Raw genomic sequence first — 19,129 nt, 5'->3', positions numbered from 1 at the left:
AAATACAGATGAAAAAGACTTCATTTCTTACCGCCGCTGCAGTGATAGCCACCACCTTTTCACTCAATGTGGCTGCTGCTGAAAAGAAAATGACCTTGATGTTGGATTGGTTCGTCAATCCAAACCATGGCCCAATCGTAATTGCGCATGAGCGTGGTTACTTCAAAGAGCAAGGTTTAGAGATTGCGATTCAAGAGCCAGCCGATCCAAGCACACCAGCAAAATTGGTGGCCGCAGGTCGAGTTGATTTAGCCGTCTCTTATCAGCCAAGCCTAACCACCGATGTGGCAGCAGGTTTACCTTTGATCCGCGCAGCGACTTTGATTGCCACACCACTAAACACGTTAATGGTGTTGGATAATGGTAAAAATGATTCTCTCGCCGATCTGAAAGGCAAAAAGATTGGTATTGCGATTTCTGGCAATGAGGAAGCCACCATTGGCACTATGCTCGGCAAAGAGGGCTTAACGCTATCTGATGTCGAAACGATTAACGTAGGTTGGGCACTCTCTTCGTCTCTGGCCTCCGGTCAAGTGGATGCGATTTGGGGTGGTCTACGCAACTTTGAAACCAATCAACTCGCGTTAGAAGGCTTTAAAGCGAAAGCGTTCTTCCCAGAAGAGCATGGCGTACCAACCTATGATGAGTTGGTGTTTGTTGCGAATGCGAACAAGCATGATAAAGAAGCGCTCAAGGCATTTGCTAAAGCACTAGAGCAAGCAACTACCTATATTGTTAATCACCCAGAAGCGTCTTGGAATGAGTTTGTCGCTTATTCACCGGACACGCTAGACAATGAGCTGAATGCGCGTGCATGGAATGACACTTTGACTCGATTTGCTCTGCGCCCTTCTGCGGTTGATTTGAAGCGCTACGATGATTATGCAGAGTTTATGTACAACAAGGGCATCATAAAATCCCTGCCGAAAGCGGCGACTTACGTTCCAAGTTTTGATTAAGAGGTCATGATGAAAGTTCAAGATTTGATAGAGGCGTGCCGTGATGACTGGCAAGCTTACACTGAACATGCCTTTGTTCGTCAGTTGGCAGCGGGCACGCTTGCACAGCCCTGTTTTCTTCACTATTTAAAGCAAGATTTCTTATTCCTAAAGCAATACGCGCGAGCGTATGCCTTGGCGATGTACAAAGCGCAAACGCTGGCTGATATGCGTCGCGCCCTGCCAAGTGTTCATGCTTTATTGGATTCCGAGATTGCTCACCATGTGACTTACTGTGAACAGTGGGGACTGAGCGAAATCGATCTGGAAAACGAACCTGAAGATTTCGGTACCGTTGCCTACACGCGTTATGTGTTAGACGCAGGCATGGCGGGTGATCTGGTGGACTTGTATGCGGCACTTGCGCCTTGCTCTATTGGTTATGCAGTGATTGGTAAGATGCTGTGTGAAGATGAAAGCACGGTTATTGATGGAAACCCCTACGCGAGTTGGATTCAGCTCTATGGCGGTGATGAATTCCAAACGGGTGTGGCTGCAGGTGAAGAGTACTTCAACGGTTTGCTGGCAGAAATCGACATCAATAGTCAACGTGGTCAGAATTTGGTCCATATTTTTAGAACGGCGACACGTATGGAAGTGGCGTTTTGGCAGCAAGGACTGGATGCCCTAAAGGCTTAGAGGAAATACAATGCACAAAGAACAGATTATCCAAGCGCTTAGCGCTGTGCGTGAGCAAAAACCGCTGGTAGTGAACATCACTAATTACGTTGTGATGAATAATACCGCTAACGCTTTGCTGGCGATTGGAGCGTCACCGATCATGGCACACTCACAGCAAGAGCTGGCGGAAATGATGTCGTTCGCAGGGGCTTTGGTGATCAACATCGGTACGCTTGACAGTGTATGGACACCGCGCATGACTTATGCCGTAGAGCAGGCGAACGCAAACAATAAGATTGTTGTGCTTGACCCTGTGGGCTGTGGTGCCAGTCAGTTGCGCACGCAAACCTCACGTGAGATCGCAAAGCTGGCGAATCAGCTGATTATTCGTGCTAATGCTTCAGAAATCATTGCGTTTGCGGGCGAACAAGCACAGAGCAAAGGTGTAGATGCACTAGACAGCAGTGACACTGCACTAGATGCGGCCAAGTTCTTAGTGGCAGAGTATGGCGCTAGCGTTGTGATTTCAGGAGCAACAGATTACGTTGTCACTCAGGATTCGGTGGTTAAACTGGACAATGGTGATGCGATGATGCCATATGTAACCGGAATGGGTTGTACTCTTACAGCCTTAACGGGTGCGTTTGCCGCAGTCGGTGATCATACCGGCCTTGCTGCGGCGGCTGTGTTGGGTGTTGCGGGCGAAATCGCTGCCCAGCAGTCACGTGGCCCGGGCAGCCTGCAGCTTAATTTGCTTGATGAGTTGTATCAGCTTGATGAACAGCGCTTGAGTGAGCGTCTTAAACTTAGCTAAACCACTAGGCTCTGCTTGCGCTGTGTGTTTTCAGTGTAAGCAGAGCGATATGAGAAAGTCGATTATGAACCCATATAAACTGTATCTGGTGACGGATGATCAGCAAGATCTTTCGACCTTGACTCGTGTGGTGCAAGAGGCGGTAGCGGGTGGCGTTACCATGGTACAAGTGCGGGAAAAACATGGTGATGTCAGGGCGTTTATCGAGCGTGCTCAGGCGGTGAAAGAGGTTCTTTCAGGGACAGGTGTGGCTTTGATCATCAATGACAGGGTAGATGTGGCGTTAGCGGTTGATGCCGATGGCGTTCACCTTGGTCAGTCGGATATGCCTGCAACCCTCGCAAGACAACTTATCGGTAAAGAGAAGATCTTGGGTTTGTCTATTGAGACAGAGCAGCAACTTGAGCAAGCAGATTCCTTACCGATCGACTATATCGGCCTTAGCGCAATTTTTGCCACGCCCACTAAAACCAATACCAAAAAGCATTGGGGTTTGGATGGCTTGGAGCGAGCGTTAAGAAAGACATCGTTACCCATCGTTGCGATCGGCGGTATTAATGAAGCCAATATTCCGCAGCTATCTGCAACAGGCGTGCATGGACTCGCTTTGGTGTCTGCCATTTGTCATGCCGATGAGCCAAAAGCTGCAACGCAACACTTGTTGTCTTTAATGGCTTAATGCCTCTAGGCCGGTGTTTTTGGAGCTGGCCTAGTCTTCGAAGGATAACACTCTTTTCTTAGATATTATCTATCCATCACAGTATCTCACCGCCATTTACATAAACTAATGATAGATAGCCGATCTTTTGTTGGGGTGGGGTATGGATATTAACGAGTTTGTTAGCGGTGAACATCTTATTTGGAATTTGTTCATCGCGCTGCTGTTGGGTGCAATTGTCGGCACTCAACGCGGCTGGGTGATGCGCAATAGTCTTGAGGGCAGTCGTGTCGCAGGTATCCGTACTTTTTCGCTGGTAGGCCTGCTCGGTGGCCTCATCGCCATCTTGGCTGATCTCTATTCTCCTGCTTTACTGGGTTTTGCTCTTGTGGCCTTAGTGGTGCTTGCTTGTATTGCGTTTGTGATTCAGCAAAAGAAAAGTGATGACATTAGTATCACAGGCGTCGTGAGCCTAATAATCACCTTTGTATTGGGTAGCCTCGCGGTGTCAGGAGAGGCAGTGTTAGCCGCAGCTGCTGCCGTTATCACCGCTGTGGTGCTCGATAACAAAAAAGAGCTGCATCAAGCACTGCAAAGGCTGCAAGAGTATGAGCTTGATGCTGCCTTAAGACTGCTTTTGATCTCCATTGTTTTGCTGCCTCTCTTGCCCAATCAAACCTACGGCCCATGGGGAGCACTGAATCCTTACGAGATATGGTGGATGGTGGTATTGATCGCGAGTATCTCATTTGTTGGGTATTTTGCTATCAAGATTGGCGGCACCAAACGGGGGATTCTATTTACTTCTGTGTTTGCCGGTTTGAGTTCATCTACAGCCTTGACGCTGCAATTTTCGCACTTATCCCGTGAACAACCACAAATGAGTCCACTCTTGGCGAGCGGCATATTGCTGAGTTGTGGCACCATGTTCCCACGATTGTTGGTCGTTCTTTCAGTCATTAACCCTCAGCTGATCCCTCGGCTAAGCCTGATTGTGCTGACAATGATGATCATGTTGTATTTACCCGCTTGGTGGATCTGGCGAACGTGTAAAGACGACACGGTTGAGCCCACAAATAAGCAATCCAACCCCTTAGCGCTGCAATCGGCTCTGTTCTTTGGCGTAGTGTTGGCGATGATTATGCTGCTCTCTCATGCACTTTCTGAGTGGTTTGGTAGCGCGGGTATTTTGATCTTGTCGGCGGTTTCAGGGATGACAGATGTCGATGCGATATCGTTGACCTTAGGTCGGCAAAGTACACTGTCACTCGATATGGATATTGCGGTGTTCGGTATTCTTATCGCGGCATCAGTTAATACCTTGGTAAAAATGGGTCTCGTCATCGCTATCGGGGATAAAACGCTTGGCTATCGTATTGCGCCGGTAATGATGCTAAGTGTGTTGTTCGGTGGCGTTATTTATTGGTTGAGCTAGAGCTTGTGACTGACTAGGAATATTGGCCAGTTCAAGGCGAAAAAAAACCTCCGCAATTTGCGGAGGTTTTGGTAACAACCAAGAATCGAATTAATTCGCTTCTTGGTCTGCTTGGATAGCTGTTAGAGCGATGGTGTAAACGATGTCGTCTACTAGCGCGCCACGAGAAAGATCGTTTACTGGCTTGCGCATACCTTGCAGCATTGGACCGATAGATACTAGGTCTGCTGAACGCTGTACCGCTTTGTAAGTCGTGTTACCTGTGTTTAGGTCAGGGAATACGAATACCGTTGCTTTACCTGCTACTGGAGAGTTAGGCGCTTTAGAAGCGGCAACATTTTCCATGATAGCTGCATCGTACTGTAGAGGACCGTCGATCACGAGATCAGGACGTTTCTCTTGAGCAAGTTTCGTTGCTTCACGTACTTTATCTACGTCTGCACCCTTACCAGATTCACCAGTAGAGTAAGAGATCATAGCAACGCGTGGGTCGATACCGAATGCTGCTGCAGAGTCAGCAGATTGGATAGCGATTTCAGCAAGCTGTTCCGCTGTTGGATCTGGGTTGATCGCACAGTCACCGTAAACCAATACTTGGTCAGGTAGCAGCATGAAGAACACAGAAGATACGATAGACGCATCAGGTGCCGTCTTGATGATCTGGAACGGAGGAACGATAGTGTTCGCAGTTGTGTGAACTGCACCAGAAACTAGACCGTCAACTTCGTCGTTCTCAAGCATCATTGTGCCTAGGAATACTGAGTCTTGTAGCTTCTCGCGAGCAACAACTTCAGTCATGCCTTTCTTAGCACGTAGTTCAACTAGACGAGCTACGTAGTTCTCACGAACTGCATCAGCATCGATGATTTGAACGCCAGCGCCAAGCTCAACACCCTGCTGTGCAGCAACGCGTTTGATCTCTTCTGGGTTACCTAGAAGTACACATTCAGCGATACCGCGCTCAGCACAGATAGCCGCAGCTTTAACTGTACGTGGCTCATCACCTTCAGGAAGAACGATACGCTTACCAGCGCGACGAGCAAACTCAGTTAGCTGGTAACGGAATGCTGGTGGGCTTAGACGACGAGACTTCTGAGTACCCTCAGTCATAGACTCGATCCAGTTACCGTCGATGTGACCAGCAACGTGCTCGTTGATGAACTCGATACGCTCTTTATCGTCTGCAGGTACTTCGATAGAGAAGCTCTGTAGGTTTAGAGAAGTCTGCCAAGTGTTACCTTGTGCTTTGAAGATAGGTAGACCTGTCTCAAATGCAGGCTTACATAGACCTTCGATTTCTGCTGGGATGTCGTAACCGCCAGTCAGAAGTACCGCACCGATATCAACACCGTTCATTGCTGCTAGAGAAGCTGCAACGATAACGTCTGGACGGTCTGCTGAAGTAACAAGAAGTGAGCCAGGCTTGAAGTGCTCAATCATGTTTGGCAGAGAACGTGCACAGAATGTGATGCTCTTGATGCGGCGAGTGTTTAGATCACCTTCGTTGATGATGTCAGCATTTAGGTGCTTCGCCATATCAACTGCGCGAGTAGCGATTAGATCGATGCTCCATGGCACACAACCTAGTACACGAATTGGAGAAGTGTTGAAGATTTCCATCACTTTCATTTCGTTTTGCTTCGCGCTATCTGCTTCATCAAAGATTTCAGATAGGTCTGGGCGTGTACGGCCTGCTTCATCAACTGGTGCGTTTAGCTTGTTGATGATTACGCCAGAGATGTTTTTGTTCTTCGTACCACCGAAGTTAGAACATGCTACTTCGATACGCTCTTTTAGTTGAGCTGGGTTGTCGTTGCCAGGAGTCGCAACTAGAACAATTTCAGCACCAAGAGTTGCAGCAATTTCAGCGTTAAGCTGGTTTGCGAATGGGTGCTTACGAGTTGGTACTAGGCCTTCGATAAGGGTTACGTCAGCATCTTTATTGATCTGGTTGTAACGCTCAACAACGGTTTCTAGTAGCTCATCCATGTTGTCATTACCGATAAGACTCTCAGTAACAGACATTTGCATTGGTTCGCCGATCTTCATATCGCTGTTTGCACTAACGATAGTTGAAGTTAGATCTGGCTGGTCACCGCCGCTGCGAGGTTGAGCGATTGGCTTGTAGAAAGAAACTTTAACGCCTTTGCGCTCCATTGCACGAAGCACACCCATGCTAACGCTTGTTAGGCCAACGCCTGCGCTAGTAGGGATAAGCATAATAGTACGGGACATTGATTAGGACCTCTAACTATATGATTAGGTAAGAACTCAGTTAAACAAATTGGGGTATTTTTGCTTATGAGAGCCCAGAAAAAATCTGGCCAGCCCAAGGGCCAGCCAGATTAGAAAGGATTAAAGACCTGCTAGACGCGCAGTATCTTCAGCAATCACTAGTTCTTCGTTAGTAGAAACAACCATTGCTGGAATGCGGCTGTCAGCAGTAGTGATTACGCCTTCGCCACCGAAGCGTGCTTTAAGGTTAGCTTCGCCGTCAACTTCGATACCGAAGATGCCTAGACGGTTAAGAACTAGCTCACGGATTGGAGCGCCGTTCTCACCGATACCGCCAGTGAATACGATAGCGTCTAGACGACCGTCTAGAGTTGCAGTGTAACCCGCTACGTATTTCGCTAGACGACGAGTCATCACGTCCATCGCGCGAGTAGCCGCTTCTTCTTTACCGAAGTTATCTTCGATGTAACGACAGTCAGGAGTCACTTCAGTTAGACCCATTAGGCCAGACTCTTTAGTTAGCATGTTGTTGATTTGTTCAACAGAGTAACCTAGAGCGTCGTGTAGGTGGAAGATGATCGCAGGATCGATATCACCAGAACGAGTACCCATTACTAGACCTTCAAGGGGAGTAAGACCCATAGAAGTATCTACAGACTGACCGTTCTTGATAGCACATACAGAAGCACCGTTACCTAGGTGACAGTTGATGATGTTTAGTTCTTCAACTGGCTTGCCTAGACGCTCTGCAACTTCGCGAGCGATGAATAGGTGAGAAGTACCGTGCATACCGTAGCGACGAATACCGTGCTCTTTGTATAGGTTGTATGGAAGAGCGTATAGGTACGCTTCTTCAGGCATTGTTTGGTGGAATGCAGTATCGAATACAGCAGAGTTCTTAAGTGCTGGGAACGCTTTTTGCGCTGCTTTAATACCAACGATAGCTGCTGGGTTGTGAAGAGGTGCTAGAGTTGCACAGTCTTCGATACCTTTAAGTACTTCGTCGTCGATAAGAACAGACTTAGTGAACTTCTCACCACCGTGAACAACACGGTGACCGATTGCAGCAAGTTGATCTGCAAGTTCTGGCTTAGAAGCAAGAATAGTTTCAACGATGAACGATAGCGCTTCGTCGTGAGCAGCACCGTCACCTAGTTGAGCTTCGTGTTTACCATCAAGTTTCCACTTGATACGAGCTTCTGGAAGGTGAAGACACTCTGCAAGACCTGTTAGGTGCTCGTCGCCGTTGTCTGCATCAACAATAGCGAATTTAAGAGAAGAACTACCGCAGTTTAAAACTAAAACTAGCTTAGACATGGTTGACTACCTGTAAATTGTCTGAATTTAAATCAGTAATGGTGAAAATCAATCACAAGGATAGTAGACGGCTAAAAAACTGCTACTTGCCTTGGTCAGAAACCTTGAATTTCCGTATAAATGGACCAACGTTCTATAAACAAGTTGGCCTGCATTCCATGCAAAGTCGTCACAGTGTTGCCATAATTGTAAATAAGGGCAACAATGAGATTGAGAGTGCGCATAGAATAGCGATAATGGCTCAATATAACAAAAAAATTTGAAAAAATATTAACTCGGGTCAATTTTTTGCAGGATTAGTTGAATACGTTCAATTTTTTTTAAGAAAGATAGCGAAAGGGTACTGGGGAGGTGTCATGAGTAGACAAGTAGGATTTATCCATAGCATGAAAGATGGACAAAGCTACATGGACATTTGGCCGATGAAAAAGGAGCTCAATCTGCTTTTTCCTGAAGCGCGTGTCATTAAGGCAACCAAGTTTGCGGTTAAAGTGATGCCCGCTGTGGCTGCGATTAGTGTGTTGACGCAGATGGCGTTTCAGAATGCAGACGCGATGCCACAAGCTATCGTTGTAGCGCTGTTTGCAATCAGCCTTCCTTTACAAGGCATGTGGTGGTTAGGACATCGAGCGAATACGCAACTGCCTCCTTCATTAGCCGCTTGGTATAGAGAGATTCATCAGAAAATCGTTGATAGCGGTTTTGCGCTAGAGCCAATGAAAAGTCAGCCACGCTATAAAGAGTTGGCTAAAGTGCTTAACCGAGCATTTCGTCAGTTAGACAAAAACGCTCTTGAGCGTTGGTTTTAACTTCCCCGGGTTATTACCTAATAGATAGTTAGTCTCTGACACATAGAACGTAAAAAAGCGCCCATCTCAATGATGGGCGCTTTGCTATTTGATACTTGCAGTGAGCAAATGATCAACGTTGGTTCGTGAATGGTTAGCTGAACATAGTAATCGCCGTTTCGGCTTCAACGTATTCAAGGTCGAAAGACTCCGCGACCTCTTTGCACGTCACTTTACCATGAATAACATTTAAACCTTCTAGGAAGCCGTTGTCTGAAAGCAGTGCTTCGCGATAACCCTTGTTCGCGAGGCTAACGATATAGGGTAGGGTGGCATTGTTCAAAGCGAACGTTGACGTACGAGCAACGGCACCTGGCATATTCGCAACACAATAGTGGACAACTTCATCAACAATGTAAGTTGGGTCAGCGTGTGTTGTCGCCTTAGAGGTTTCGAAACAGCCACCTTGGTCAATCGCGACATCAACGACAGCAGCACCTGGTTTCATTTTGCTGATCATCTCTTTGGTCACAAGTTTTGGCGCGGCGGCACCAGGGATCAGTACTGCACCAATCACCAAATCGGCTTCAAGCACATGCTTTTCAATCGCATCTGTAGTTGAATAAACAACTTTAGCTCGACCTTGGAACTCTTCATCTAGTCGACGAAGGGTATCGATGTTGCGATCTAAAATGGTGACATCAGCACGCAGGCCAACCGCCATACGAGCAGCGTTCGCACCGACAACACCACCGCCGATAACCACCACTTTAGCTGGCTCAACGCCTGGTACTCCACCTAATAGTAAGCCTCTACCACCATGGGATTTTTCCAGTGTGAGTGCCCCTGCTTGAATAGACATTCGACCGGCAACTTCAGACATTGGCGCTAATAGTGGCAAGCGACCCATATTATCTGTTACAGTCTCGTAGGCAATACAGACAGCTTTGCTCTTGATTAGCTCATCAGTTTGTGGAAAATCTGGTGCTAGGTGCAAATAAGTAAATAATATTTGCCCTTCGCGAAGCATAGCTCGCTCGACCGCTTGAGGCTCTTTTACCTTAACGATCATATCTGCCGAGGCAAACACCTCAGCAGCAGTAGGAAGAATGGATGCGCCTACAGAGATGTAATCTTCATCTGAGAACCCGATGCCAGCACCGGCTTGGGTTTCTACAAACACTTGGTGACCGTGTGAGATAAGCTCTCGCACACTAGCAGGGATCATACCTACGCGGTATTCGTGGTTTTTGATTTCTTTAGGTACGCCAATGATCATCCTGACTCCTCATTATTTTATGGTTTTAACGACTATATGTAGGGTAAAATTGTCGAATTAATTGCTAGTATAGGAAGATATTAGTAGAATTTGATGCTAAATATTAAGAAGTTGTAGTATAAATTTTTGCAAGGAAGTAATAAGGTGGAATAAAATGGCAGATAATTACAAGAAGCCGTCCAAGGATTTAGATCGTATCGACCGTAACATTCTGAACGAGTTACAAAAAGATGGTCGAATCTCAAATGTTGAGTTATCAAAGCGTGTAGGCCTTTCTCCTACACCGTGTCTAGAGCGTGTACGCCGTCTAGAACGTCAGGGTTACATTACGGGCTATACGGCTCTTCTCAACCCGCAGTTCTTAGATACTTCGCTACTCGTTTTCGTAGAAATCACCCTTAATCGAGGTGCGCCAGATGTGTTTGAGCAGTTCAACACGGCGGTGCAAAAGCTTGATGACATTCAAGAGTGTCATTTAGTGTCTGGTGATTTTGACTATCTTCTCAAAACGCGAGTGTCTGACATGAGCGCTTACCGTAAGTTATTGGGCGACACGTTACTTCGTCTACCGGGTGTGAATGACACACGTACTTATGTGGTGATGGAAGAAGTCAAACAATCGAATCAGCTTGTTATCAAAACTCGCTAAAAACTAGCACTGCCCTGATTTTCTGATGTTAATTCATTGGGTTTTTTAGGGCATTGTGTTTAAATCTTTCTGAGCGGCATTAGGCCGCTCAGTTTGTTTTTAGACTAAGGACTAGCTGAGTCAATACTGAGTATTGACTCGCCGAAAAGAATCATCATGTTCATGCAGAACAAAATAAAAACAGTGAAAACCATCGTCAAAACTGGCCAAGATAACCCGAAGCGTAAGCTATCGGGGCTTCAACGTTTGCGTGAAGCCGGGCTTATTCTCTTTATTCTGGGCTCGGTCTTTCTCGCCATATCCCTTTTTACCTTTAACGCTGCCGATCCCTCATGGTCACAAACCAGTTGGGACGCCAAAGTTCAAAATTCTGGTGGCCGCTTAGGTGCTTGGCTTGCCGATACCATGTTTTTTACTTTTGGCATCTTGGCCTACACTCTGCCATTTATTATCGCGGCCGTTTCTTGGTTGTCTTTACGTGTACGTGATGAAGATGAAGAGATCGACTTTGTCATGTGGGGCACAAAATTGATGGGGCTGGTGGCTCTCATTTTGACGAGCTGTGGCCTTGCGGACATTAACTTTGATGATATTTGGTATTTTTCATCGGGTGGCGTCATTGGAGACGTGCTGACCAGCTTATCCTTACCGATGCTTAATGTGCTGGGTACCACGCTCGTATTACTGTTTTTGTGGGGCGCAGGCTTTACCTTATTGACAGGTTTATCTTGGCTGACCATCGTTGAATGGTTGGGTGAGCGTGCGATTTTGGCGTGCCAAGCAATGTTGTCTAAAGTTCGAGGTGAAAAGAGCACGGTTTACAAACCGACCTTGCAAGATGATGAGCCAGTACAGATTGCGGGTGATCAGCATGATCCAGCTTCAGAACTCTCGTTTAGTGCTAACGTGGAATCCGATCCATTACTAGAACAAGCCTCTGACAAAGCTGAATCTGGTCGCCGTTACAACATCCATATGCCAGAACAGGCAGTCACCCCTGCTAAGCCAGATCCAGTCGCGCCATCGATTCCTGTGATCATAGAAGAGCATGCAAATTTCTCTGCTTCACATCAAGCCGAGAGCTCGGAAGTTCAAGTGACTGAAAACCAAGATACGCCGAGAACGATTGAATTGGGTGCGACAATTGCAGAGCTAGAGCAAGATGCGTTAGCGCATGACGACTTAGCATCAGAAGATTTGCAGCCATCGGTTGTTAGTGCCCCTGATGCACCGATAACTGAATTTGTTCAGCCTCTGGTTGAAGAACTCACTTCAGAGCCATCTGCTACGTCAGCTCCCGCAGCAAGCTCAACAATAGAGCCTGAGCTCTCAGCAGACTTTGTGATGGATGATTCGATGGATGATGAGGTTGATGATCGTCAACCAAGCTTCTCCAGTATTGATATTGACGAAGATGTGGATACACCAGTGCCGATGATGTCGGACGCTGACGTCGAGTCGTCATCGGTTGAACCTGATGAAAGCGAGGTTCAAATAAGTGATCTACCTTGGGCGGATGAGTCTGCTCAAGAGGGTGAGTTTGAAGAAATCGATCAGAGCCAAGACCAAGACGTGGCGGCTTTCCAATCTTTGATAAAAGAAGCACAAACGAATGTTGCAGCACAGCAAAACCCATTCTTGGTACAAAACGATGTAAACCTTCCTGTACCAGAAGAGCCAATGCCAACCTTAGAGTTGCTTTATCACCCAGAAAAGCGTGAAAGCTTTATTGATCGTGAAGCCCTAGAAGGGATTGCGCGTTTGGTTGAATCCAAGCTAGCTGACTATAAGATTCAAGCTGAAGTCGTCGATATTTTCCCCGGCCCGGTGATTACCCGTTTTGAGCTTGATCTTGCTCCGGGCGTTAAAGTGAGCCGTATCTCAGGCCTCTCCATGGACTTAGCGCGCTCTCTATCGGCCATGGCGGTTCGTGTGGTTGAGGTTATCCCAGGTAAGCCATACGTTGGTCTTGAATTGCCAAATATGAGTCGCCAGACGGTGTTTTTCTCTGATGTTGTAGGTAGCCAGCAGTTTATCGAAGCTAAATCACCCACCACTGTTGTACTAGGCCAAGATATTGCGGGTGAAGCGGTGATAGCTGACCTGTCGAAAATGCCACACGTTCTCGTTGCGGGTACAACCGGTTCGGGTAAGTCGGTAGGTGTCAACGTCATGATCTTGAGTATGCTGTACAAAGCAACTCCGGAAGATGTCCGCTTTATCATGATTGACCCGAAAATGCTCGAACTGTCGGTTTATGAAGGCATTCCACACCTATTATCAGAAGTGGTTACTGACATGAAAGACGCCTCTAACGCGCTTCGTTGGTGTGTTGGAGAAATGGAACGACGATATAAGCTGATGTCAGCATTGGGCGTACGTAATATTAAGGGCTTTAACGATAAATTGAAGATGGCTGCAGAGGCAGGACATCCTATTCATGATCCACTTTGGCAAGCAGGTGATAGCATGGATGCAGAGCCTCCATTGCTTGAGAAGTTGCCATACATTGTCGTTATCGTCGATGAGTTCGCTGACCTCATGATGGTAGTGGGTAAAAAAGTTGAAGAGCTGATTGCTCGTCTTGCGCAGAAGGCGCGTGCTGCGGGTGTCCACCTTATCTTGGCGACTCAGCGTCCATCCGTTGATGTTATTACAGGCTTGATTAAAGCCAACATCCCAACACGTGTGGCATTTACCGTATCAACGAAGACCGATTCACGTACCATTCTTGATCAAGGTGGCGCTGAATCACTTCTCGGTATGGGTGATATGTTGTATCTACCGCCAGGCTCGAGCCACACTGTACGTGTTCACGGTGCGTTTGCCTCAGATGATGATGTTCATGCTGTTGTGAATAACTGGAAAGCCCGCGGTAAACCGAATTACATTGATGAGATCACCAATGGGGATCAAGGGCCAGATGCGCTACTTCCGGGTGAGACTGCTGAAGCGGATGAAGATACGGACCCATTGTTTGACCAAGTTGTCGAGCACGTGGTTCAATCAAGACGAGGCTCAGTATCAGGCGTTCAAAGACGCTTTAAGATTGGTTATAACCGTGCCGCACGCATTGTTGAGCAACTCGAAGCTCAGGGCATTGTAAGTGCACCAGGGCATAATGGTAACCGTGAAGTACTGGCTCCCGCACCGAATAGGGATATGAACTAGCCTAAGTATCTAAACGTTACGTAATAAAAAACGCAGATGGGTTTTATCCATCTGCGTTTTTTTGTTTCATGCCTTCGGTTTTTCTAGCTAAACATGCGAGGTTTGCTGACGAACTGCGAAATAACAATGAACAGCAGTGCGACGAGATTTCCGGCGAAGATAACGACAAGCCATTGAGGCATAGAGAGTGATAGGAACTCCCATACGACCTTACTGCAGTCACCATACGCTTCAAACATCCAAGGAACCCATTTGTGGAGTGGTGCCCAGTCAGGGAAGTTGACGAACAAGTCACAGGTCTTGAATGGTGAAGGGTTAAATTGATAGTCAACGTGTTCCAGAGAAAGCGCTAAACCTTTGTATGAGCCAAAACCCCAACCGATAAGGCCTATCCAACGGATAACCGGATTTTTAGGTGCAATTGCGCCAAACAGAGCTGCCCCCGCGACAGCAAGCATTGCTACTCGCTCATAGATACACATTACACAGGGCGCGAGTAACATGACGTGCTCAAAATAGAGCGCGGTTGCTTCAAAGCCAATGATGATAAAAAACAGCAAAAGCCAAGAAAAACGACTCTTCGAAAAGGTTTGCAGAGAATACAGAAAGCGCACACTAAATCCTTGTAAATAAAAAAGCTCTGAATACTCAGAGCTTTTTAACGTGTATAAGTTTCTAACGCAATGAAAAATTAATGTCCGTGAGACATAGCAGCGTCTGAAATCTCACCCGAGTGGTGGGTAATCCAACCAATATCGTAAAAATGTGCAGTCATTGGCTCTAAGAAGAAGATGATGCCAATGAAGCCGACAATCGCTAATACAATCGTGTATGGCAGAGCCATAATAACCATGCGTCCGTATGATAGGCGGATCAGAGGTGCAAGTGCCGAGGTCAGTAGGAATAAAAATGCGGCTTGGCCATTTGGAGTCGCAACCGAAGGTAAGTTTGTACCTGTGTTGATTGCAACCGCTAGGAGATCAAACTGATCTCGGTTAATCACACCTTCCACTAACGCCGTTTTCACTTCATTAATATAAACCGTACCTACAAATACGTTGTCGGAAACCATCGAGAGAATACCATTGGCAACATAGAACAGCGCTAGCTGTGTGCCGCTATCTTCGATATGGAGAACGGTGTCAATGATAGGGGCAAACAGTTCTTGATCAATAATCACTGCCACAATAGAGAAGAAGACTGCGAGTAGGGCAGTGAAAGGCAGTGCCTCCTCAAAAGCTTTACCCATAGAGTGCTCTTCAATTACGCCGGTAAACGCGGTCGCTAGTATGATCACCGAAAGACCAATCAAGCCAACTTCTGCCACGTGAAGTGCTAGACCCAAAATCAACCAAACTGCAATTGCACCCTGAATCCAGAGCTTTGCCACATCTTGCTTGGTGCGCTTTTGCTTTTGCTCGTTATCAAAATCTACCAATATCTGACGAACATTGTCGGGTAGCTGTGAGCCATAGCCGAAAATCTTTAGCTTTTCGACGATAACGCAAGTTGCGATGCCGCAGAAAAAGACAGGCAGCGTCACGGGTAGCATACGCATGATGAACTCACCGAAATCCCAGCCTGCTTGGCTTGCAATCACTAAGTTTTGAGGTTCACCTACCATAGTGGTTACACCACCAAGCGCTGTCCCCACACCGGCGTGCATTAACAATGAACGAAGGAAGGCACGGTAGTCTTCTAGGTCCTCGCGGGTAAGCTCATTCAACTGATCATCTTGAGTATGGTCATGCTGGGCAGTAGAACCCTTCCCTGAAACCACCTTGTGATATATCGCGTAAAAGCCAACGGCTACACTGATAATAACGGCAATAACCGTTAAGGCATCAAGGAAAGCAGAAAGGAAAGCCGCAGCGAAGCAGAAGGCAACAGAGAGAAGCACTTTAGAACGGATGCCCAACAGGATTTTGGTAAAGATAAAGAGCAGCAGTTCTTTCATGAAGTAAATGCCGGCGACCATGAAAACCAACAATAGAAGCACAGGAAGGTTCATTTGAATCTCATGATACACCTGCTCAGGACTCGTCATGCCGATCATAATCGCTTGGATAGCTAAAAGACCACCGGGCTGAAGCGGGTAGCATTTGAGTGCCATCGCAAGGGTAAATATAAATTCAGCAACAAGTAGCCAGCCGGCTACAAAAGGATTAACAAAAAAGAAAACAATCGGGTTTATGATTAAAAATGCAACTATGGCAACTTTGTACCAATCGGGCGCTTTACCAAGGAAATTCTTAATAAACGCGTTTCCAAGCGTCATTGGCATGGGAAATACTCTTATGTTGTTTGAATAGACTGGAAAATCACATGAATTCTTTTCTAAACAGTGACTTAGAAAAACAACAGTTGAGCTTTTGTGGTCTTGCCAAGTCACTCCCTACGTCATTCGAGTGAGAGATAAATTCGCCCGCAACTTTACCGAGACTAATATTTTAGTCAACGATTTTTTAACAATTTACTCATGTATGGGTAGGCGTTTTTTGTTGAAACGCGATCCAAGCCACGAGATTGATGCCAGAGAAGGGCTTAATCCGCTTTTGTTTGCAGGCGAGCGAGAGAATGTAAACTAGTTCATAAGGGGTGAATAGCATTTAAATTAACAATGTAATATTGCAAAATTGTTCTTTTGGGTAATTTTAATTGATCTTATGAATAAAGGCTTAAAAAGATGATTTTATATGGTGTATTTTCCCAATTGTTGCCATGTTAATTTGTTTTTTAGTATGACAAATAGATGGGTTTCATTGGTGATAGTGTTCATTAGTTTTCACATCTTGATATAGTTTCTAACCAGGCTTTTATTTGAGGATTACGGGGGATGTAATTAGAGTGTAAACTCTAATTGTTAGGGTGTTGAAAGATTCTTAAGACTTTGTTTTCGCATCAACTGAACTAGTGGTATGATGAGTCGAAATGTAATAAATGAATTGGATCGAGCTTAATGGTAATCAAGGCAAAAAGCCCTGCGGGATTTGCAGAGAAATATATAATTGAAAGTATCTGGAATGGTCGATTTCCCCCAGGTTCTATCTTACCCGCAGAACGTGAACTGTCTGAGCTGATCGGTGTGACCCGAACCACTTTGCGTGAAGTATTACAGCGCCTAGCTCGCGATGGTTGGTTGACGATTCAACATGGTAAACCAACGAAAGTGAACCAATTTATGGAAACATCGGGTTTGCATATTTTGGATACGTTGATGACACTCGATGCAGATAATGCGACGTCTATCGTTGAAGACCTGTTAGCTGCTCGCACCAACATCAGTCCTATCTTCATGCGTTATGCATTCAAAGCAAACAAAGAGAATTCTGAGCGTACGATTACCAGCATTATTGAGTCTTGTGAAAGCCTGCTTGCTGCTGAATCGTGGGATAGTTTCTTAGAAGCCTCACCGTATGCGGATAAAATTAAACAAGAAGTTAAAGACGATGGTGATCGAAACGCTGAGCGCCGTCAGGCATCGCTTGTCGCTCGTACTTTTAATTTTTATGACTACATGCTGTTCCAGCGTCTAGCATTCCACTCTGGCAACCAAATCTACGGACTGATTTTTAATGGCTTACGCAAGCTTTATGACCGTGTGGGAAGTTACTATTTCTCTAATCCTGAGGCGCGTGATTTAGCGCTTAACTTCTACAAGAAGCTTCTAGAAATCTGTGAAAGTGGCCAGCGTGAAGAGATTCCAAATGTCGTGCGTAAATATGGTATTGAGAGTAGCCTTATCTGGAATCAGATGAAAAAGACACTGCCATCTGATTTCACTGAAGATGACGCGTAGCAATCACCCAGAATTTACGTAGTTTAATGAGATTACAAAAAGACCCCGCTCTGAATGTGCGGGGTCTTTTCATTTGTGCTCAAGCACAATGGTGACTAGTTACTTACTACTGTTAGCCATTTATCTGAGCATCAACGCCACCAGCACCTTTAAACCATTGGGTTAGGTGGGTGCGTAGGTCTTTTAGCTCGTCAGGCCCAATCAGTGCTAAACCTAAATCTTCTGCTCGGGTAATGTCGTTATAACGCAGAGGGCGGAAGCTAACGAGCATCGCTCGTGCTTGTAAGCCACCTAGGAGGTCTTTAAGTGACTCTAGTTTATATAGCGTATCATCGCCGTCATCACGCATGCCTTTGGTTTTACATTCAATGATGTGCAGTTTGTTGTTCACCACCGAAGCGACATCGAGCTCGTTTCGCACTTCACGTTCACCTAACTGGCGATAGACTTGAACGTTTAAAGAGCGATCTTGAATGGTTGGCATCGTATCTTGGATCTGTTTAACGGTACTATGGACTAAGGTTTCTAGCCACTCACCATTGGAAAAACGACGAGCATCTTCACTGACGAAAGTCAGAACGCCTTTCTCATAACTCGCGATTTTTGCTTCGACAAGATCATCAAGCAGCATATTGAGCTCGCGATAGCCTTGTTGTTTCTCTGATAGCTCCACATCAAGGCATTGCTCTTTACGACAGGTGGTCGCAAGGTAATTCAGTGTCGCAAGGCCAGGCCCAAGTTCAAGCGCATTGCTCGCCCACTTTTCACCTAACTGATAAAGTTTTTGATCCAGTGTAGGGGGAAGCTCATAGTCATTGAACTCTGCTCGCGCGCCAAAAATGGTTAGGTAGTCCGAGATCGTTATATGGTCTTGAACTTGTGCGTCATTCTTCCCATCTGGGTAGAGCCAGCATAGAGTATCGCTATTTGGCTCGACGACAAAAATTGGCCAGCGATAAGAGCGGAATACTTCATAAACGGAAAGCAGTCGATGTCTTAAGCCACAGCTAGCGTTCAGCTTTACATCTTCGCCTCGCTGTTTCAGAGTTTCAGCCAACTGAGTGACAGACTGTTTAATGAGAGAAGAGTTGGTCACTTCAGGGATAGGGTAAAACTCAGTAGTTATCTCACGTTTAGCCAACACGCTTGTTAAGCGTTGAAACATCGTTTCTTGGCTTTTATCGCCAATAAAAATGATGTGACGACCTACGCTTCGGTCATCAAGTAATGGGGTGACCAGACGGATAGGGTCTTGGTCAATGATCCCAACATGAATTGCCATAATTATCCTCGTTATTATAAAACGGCGTATTGATTATAAGCGTTCGTTAGATGTAAAAACGATGATATGCGAGTGGTAAGGTT

The 19,129-nt window shown here is 46.1% G+C and carries 15 protein-coding genes; 9 read left to right on the top strand and 6 right to left on the bottom strand.

The genetic code is table 11. The features are described from left to right. Positions 1 to 8: 8 nt before the first annotated feature. The 5 genes from QWZ05_RS21815 (at position 9) to QWZ05_RS21795 (ending at position 4,526) form a co-directional block, all read left to right on the top strand. A complete protein-coding gene (locus QWZ05_RS21815; protein WP_264875214.1) occupies positions 9 to 959 on the top strand; it encodes an ABC transporter substrate-binding protein in 951 nt (316 codons plus the stop codon). 9 nt (positions 960 to 968) lie between these two features. After that, positions 969 to 1,637, top strand: coding sequence for a thiaminase II (gene tenA / locus QWZ05_RS21810; protein WP_264875215.1), 669 nt, complete (start codon positions 969 to 971; stop codon positions 1,635 to 1,637). A gap of 10 nt (positions 1,638 to 1,647) precedes the next feature. Then, positions 1,648 to 2,433, top strand: a complete 786-nt coding sequence (thiM, locus tag QWZ05_RS21805) for a hydroxyethylthiazole kinase (RefSeq protein ID WP_264875216.1) — start codon at positions 1,648 to 1,650, stop codon at positions 2,431 to 2,433. A gap of 64 nt (positions 2,434 to 2,497) precedes the next feature. Next, positions 2,498 to 3,112: a thiamine phosphate synthase gene (gene thiE / locus QWZ05_RS21800; RefSeq protein WP_264875479.1), complete on the top strand. Its 615-nt coding sequence runs from the start codon at positions 2,498 to 2,500 to the stop codon at positions 3,110 to 3,112. 142 nt (positions 3,113 to 3,254) lie between these two features. Continuing rightward, positions 3,255 to 4,526, top strand: coding sequence for an MgtC/SapB family protein (locus QWZ05_RS21795; RefSeq protein WP_264875217.1), 1,272 nt, complete (start codon positions 3,255 to 3,257; stop codon positions 4,524 to 4,526). A 90-nt stretch (positions 4,527 to 4,616) separates the two neighbouring features. On the opposite strand, the gene pta is transcribed toward QWZ05_RS21795, so the two are convergent. Beyond that, entirely contained in the window at positions 4,617 to 6,761 is a 2,145-nt protein-coding gene (gene pta / locus QWZ05_RS21790; protein WP_264875218.1) for a phosphate acetyltransferase, read from the bottom strand. 120 nt (positions 6,762 to 6,881) lie between these two features. Next, entirely contained in the window at positions 6,882 to 8,078 is a 1,197-nt protein-coding gene (locus QWZ05_RS21785; RefSeq protein ID WP_264875219.1) for an acetate kinase, read from the bottom strand. Between the two features lie 356 nt (positions 8,079 to 8,434). Here QWZ05_RS21785 and yfbV point away from each other — a divergent pair, with 356 nt between their 5' ends. Continuing rightward, complete coding sequence (yfbV, locus tag QWZ05_RS21780) at positions 8,435 to 8,887, top strand: terminus macrodomain insulation protein YfbV (RefSeq protein ID WP_264875220.1); 453 nt, start codon at positions 8,435 to 8,437, stop codon at positions 8,885 to 8,887. 133 nt (positions 8,888 to 9,020) lie between these two features. Here the strand turns inward: yfbV and ald are convergent, their stop codons facing one another. Continuing rightward, the gene (ald, locus tag QWZ05_RS21775) at positions 9,021 to 10,145 is read right to left on the bottom strand and encodes an alanine dehydrogenase (RefSeq protein WP_264875221.1); all 1,125 of its coding nucleotides are present in this window, start codon (positions 10,143 to 10,145) and stop codon (positions 9,021 to 9,023) included. A gap of 154 nt (positions 10,146 to 10,299) precedes the next feature. Between ald and lrp the strand changes: the two genes are divergently transcribed. Together lrp and QWZ05_RS21765 are read left to right on the top strand one after the other, a co-directional pair. Beyond that, positions 10,300 to 10,794 (top strand): leucine-responsive transcriptional regulator Lrp, encoded by a 495-nt coding sequence (lrp, locus tag QWZ05_RS21770; protein ID WP_290300672.1) that lies wholly within the window; start codon positions 10,300 to 10,302, stop codon positions 10,792 to 10,794. 156 nt (positions 10,795 to 10,950) lie between these two features. After that, positions 10,951 to 13,965, top strand: coding sequence for a DNA translocase FtsK (locus QWZ05_RS21765; protein ID WP_290300670.1), 3,015 nt, complete (start codon positions 10,951 to 10,953; stop codon positions 13,963 to 13,965). A gap of 83 nt (positions 13,966 to 14,048) precedes the next feature. Here the strand turns inward: QWZ05_RS21765 and dsbB are convergent, their stop codons facing one another. Both dsbB and nhaB read right to left on the bottom strand, forming a co-directional pair. Further along, positions 14,049 to 14,579 (bottom strand): disulfide bond formation protein DsbB, encoded by a 531-nt coding sequence (gene dsbB, locus QWZ05_RS21760; protein ID WP_264875225.1) that lies wholly within the window; start codon positions 14,577 to 14,579, stop codon positions 14,049 to 14,051. Positions 14,580 to 14,656: 77 nt separating this feature from the next. After that, complete coding sequence (nhaB, locus tag QWZ05_RS21755) at positions 14,657 to 16,249, bottom strand: Na(+)/H(+) antiporter NhaB (protein ID WP_290300668.1); 1,593 nt, start codon at positions 16,247 to 16,249, stop codon at positions 14,657 to 14,659. Between the two features lie 675 nt (positions 16,250 to 16,924). On the opposite strand from nhaB, the gene fadR reads away from it, so the two are divergent. Next, positions 16,925 to 17,764, top strand: a complete 840-nt coding sequence (fadR, locus tag QWZ05_RS21750) for a fatty acid metabolism transcriptional regulator FadR (protein WP_264875227.1) — start codon at positions 16,925 to 16,927, stop codon at positions 17,762 to 17,764. A 112-nt stretch (positions 17,765 to 17,876) separates the two neighbouring features. On the opposite strand, the gene QWZ05_RS21745 is transcribed toward fadR, so the two are convergent. Then, positions 17,877 to 19,046 carry a DUF1887 family protein gene (locus QWZ05_RS21745; RefSeq protein ID WP_264875228.1) on the bottom strand — a complete coding sequence of 390 codons (1,170 nt, stop codon included), beginning with the start codon at positions 19,044 to 19,046 and terminating at the stop codon, positions 17,877 to 17,879. Positions 19,047 to 19,129 lie beyond the last annotated feature (83 nt).

This window comes from Vibrio agarivorans (genome assembly GCF_030409635.1).
Taxonomy (GTDB): domain Bacteria; phylum Pseudomonadota; class Gammaproteobacteria; order Enterobacterales; family Vibrionaceae; genus Vibrio; species Vibrio agarivorans.
This window is presented reverse-complemented; position numbering and strand designations above follow the sequence as displayed.

Coding starts and splice junctions, on each gene's coding strand:
- nhaB (WP_290300668.1), bottom strand. CDS start 16,249: ATGCCAATGACGCTTGGAAACGCGTTTATTAAGAATTTCCTTGGTAAA.
- thiE (WP_264875479.1), top strand. CDS start 2,498: ATGAACCCATATAAACTGTATCTGGTGACGGATGATCAGCAAGATCTT.
- thiM (WP_264875216.1), top strand. CDS start 1,648: ATGCACAAAGAACAGATTATCCAAGCGCTTAGCGCTGTGCGTGAGCAA.
- fadR (WP_264875227.1), top strand. CDS start 16,925: ATGGTAATCAAGGCAAAAAGCCCTGCGGGATTTGCAGAGAAATATATA.
- QWZ05_RS21785 (WP_264875219.1), bottom strand. CDS start 8,078: ATGTCTAAGCTAGTTTTAGTTTTAAACTGCGGTAGTTCTTCTCTTAAA.
- yfbV (WP_264875220.1), top strand. CDS start 8,435: ATGAGTAGACAAGTAGGATTTATCCATAGCATGAAAGATGGACAAAGC.
- QWZ05_RS21745 (WP_264875228.1), bottom strand. CDS start 19,046: ATGGCAATTCATGTTGGGATCATTGACCAAGACCCTATCCGTCTGGTC.
- lrp (WP_290300672.1), top strand. CDS start 10,300: ATGGCAGATAATTACAAGAAGCCGTCCAAGGATTTAGATCGTATCGAC.
- ald (WP_264875221.1), bottom strand. CDS start 10,145: ATGATCATTGGCGTACCTAAAGAAATCAAAAACCACGAATACCGCGTA.
- tenA (WP_264875215.1), top strand. CDS start 969: ATGAAAGTTCAAGATTTGATAGAGGCGTGCCGTGATGACTGGCAAGCT.
- pta (WP_264875218.1), bottom strand. CDS start 6,761: ATGTCCCGTACTATTATGCTTATCCCTACTAGCGCAGGCGTTGGCCTA.
- QWZ05_RS21795 (WP_264875217.1), top strand. CDS start 3,255: ATGGATATTAACGAGTTTGTTAGCGGTGAACATCTTATTTGGAATTTG.
- QWZ05_RS21765 (WP_290300670.1), top strand. CDS start 10,951: ATGTTCATGCAGAACAAAATAAAAACAGTGAAAACCATCGTCAAAACT.
- QWZ05_RS21815 (WP_264875214.1), top strand. CDS start 9: ATGAAAAAGACTTCATTTCTTACCGCCGCTGCAGTGATAGCCACCACC.